This is a genomic window from Dietzia sp. DQ11-71 (assembly GCF_014144995.1).
In the GTDB taxonomy this organism is placed as follows: Bacteria; Actinomycetota; Actinomycetes; order Mycobacteriales; family Mycobacteriaceae; genus Dietzia; species Dietzia kunjamensis.
In genome coordinates, this window is sequence record NZ_JAALDT010000512.1 from 1 (window position 1) to 2,201 (window position 2,201).

At 70.1% G+C, this 2,201-nt stretch carries 2 protein-coding genes and 1 pseudogene; all 3 read right to left on the reverse strand.

The window, feature by feature from the left end:
• On the reverse strand, positions 1 to 1,501 hold a 1,501-nt coding region (locus tag G6023_RS15435; protein WP_347570791.1), incomplete at its 3' end, for an alpha/beta fold hydrolase.
• Positions 1,502 to 1,753: 252 nt separating this feature from the next.
• Positions 1,754 to 1,996 (reverse strand): hypothetical protein, encoded by a 243-nt coding sequence (locus tag G6023_RS15440; RefSeq protein ID WP_159149089.1) that lies wholly within the window; start codon positions 1,994 to 1,996, stop codon positions 1,754 to 1,756.
• Positions 1,993 to 2,201 (reverse strand): annotated as a pseudogene (locus G6023_RS15445) (hypothetical protein); the annotation flags it as partial. The gene G6023_RS15440 and the pseudogene G6023_RS15445, both read right to left, overlap by 4 nt.

Consider the following 2,201-nt stretch of genomic DNA (forward strand, 5'->3'; position numbering starts at 1 on the left):
CCAGGAACTCCATCACGAGCTTGTCGATGGCCTCGTTGCCCATGCGGAAGGTGCCGTGGTCGCCGCCACCGACGGTGACCAGTGCGCCACCCATGGCCTCGGCCACGCGGTGCGCGCCGGCGATGGGGGTGATGGCGTCGTCCTCGGAGTGCAGCACCAGCGGCTTCTCGTCGAGAGCGTCACCGTTGGGGCTGATGGTCTTGGCGACCGGCTGCCAGCCCACGCAGTCGTCGCCGGCGGCCTCGACGGCGGCGCGGGCGGTGAGGCGGTTGCCGCCGGTGTACTTGTCGGCCTTGGCCGCGATGACTCCCAGCTGGTCGGCCGGGGCAGCGGTCTCGTTGCAGGTGATGATCGAGTTCATCTCGATGTCGGTGCGGTACACCGGCGAGCGGTTCTCCTGCGCGGCCAGCATCAGGGCCACGGTCTCGTAGTCGGCACGCGCGATGGTGCCGCCGTCGTTGTAGTACTTGAGGATGTGGGCGAGCATCGGCCAGGCCTGCTCGGAGTAGGTGGCGCCGACCGTGGCGTCGTAGAGCCCGGTGGTGGCGTTGTTCGTCAGCCCCTGCAGCGCGGCGGCGCGGGCGAATCCCTCGACGCGTGCGCGGGCGGGGGCGGTCCCGTTGATCACGTCGAGCGCGGGCTTCTCGACGGCGCTGCCGCGGAGCTCCACGGGCAGGTCGCCGGCCTGCGCCGGCGGCGGGGTGAGGTTGGCGGGGCCGCCCACCTCCTGGTCGGTGACCCACTTCCAGGAGTGGAAGACCTTCAGCGGGGTGTCCCCGAGGCCGTAGTAGTCGTCGCGCTCGGCGATCCAGGCGAAGATGTCGTTGACCCGCTGCTCCTGGGCGAGCGCGCCCTGCTCTGCCTGTGTGTTCCAACGCCAGTCGGGGTGGGTGTTGGAGTCCAGCACCATGCGGCCGGTGGCCTCGGGGAACAGCGTGGCGAAGTCGGTGCCGATCGCGGTGCCGTAGGACACGCCCACGTAGTCGACCTCTGCGAGCTCGAGCGCCTCACGGACCGCGTTCATGTCGCGGGCGGCGTTCTCGGTGGTCATGGACTTCATGTACTCGGGGTCGGTCCCGTAGCACGCGTCGTGGAGCGGGTTGACCGTGTTCGGGCCCACGTAGTCCACGTTGCAGACCATGGGATTGGAGCCGTACAGCCCGCGGGGCTGGACGGCCACGAGGTCGTGGTTCTCGTACAGGCCGGCCGGGTTGGCGCCGTCGAGGGCCGGGCTCCAGAAGTTCAGGGCGTAGTTGCCGGGCCCGCCGGGGTTGCCGAACACGGTGGAGCGCGCCTGGCCGGACGAGGCCTTGATGCGGGTGAGCGCGATCTGGGTCTTGGCGGCGTCGGGCGCGGTGTAGTCCACGGGGACCTCGACGGTTCCGCACTCGAGACCGGCGGGGACGTACTCGGCCTCGATGCCGAGCATCTCGGTACAGTCCTGCCATTCGACCTGGGCGGCCGAGGCCACTCCCGATCCCAGAAGTGCGATCGCTCCCACGACCGCGGTGGTGCCAACGAAAGTGCTGGAAGGCTGCACCGATCCCCGTTTCCCTGTGCTGTAGGCGTTACTCCGGCGAATCGGACGCACCGACCACTCATTTTTACGAGCGTCACATGCGTCCGAACCGCCCCAAATGTAGCCTGTGGCCGACGCCACGACACACCCGACCGGGCACACTCAGAAAACCGTCATCCGATCGTTACCGCGGCGTTCGCTGCGCCCGAAAAAGCCCTGGCAGAAGTAGATCTGTCAGGATTCGACCCGGGGGGCGCGCCGGAGGACTGCGAGGGTGGTCAGGACCATCGTCAGCCCCGCCAGGACGGTCGCGGCCAGGAGCAGCCGGGGATCGGTGTAGATGCGTTCGATGCTGCCCTCGACGGGCGGGTCGATGACCGGCGGCGCGCCCGTCACGATGTCCCTGGCGAACCACCACAGCACCACGGCGAGTACAGCGCAGGCGACCGCGGCCACGCCGAGGCGACGCGAGTTCACTCGGGTCCCGGCTCGCGCGGGAGACCGTCGACAGCGCCGGCCAGGGCGGCGTGCAGGGCCGCGGGGTCGCGGGACCAGGCGCGGACCTCGCCCCCGGTGTCGAGTCGCAGACCCACAGCCGCCCGCCGGCGGGGCATCTCCCGCAGCTCGCCGAGGAGTCGGGCCGTCTCCCACGAAGCTACGGAGTCGTCGGCGGCGGGGAGGG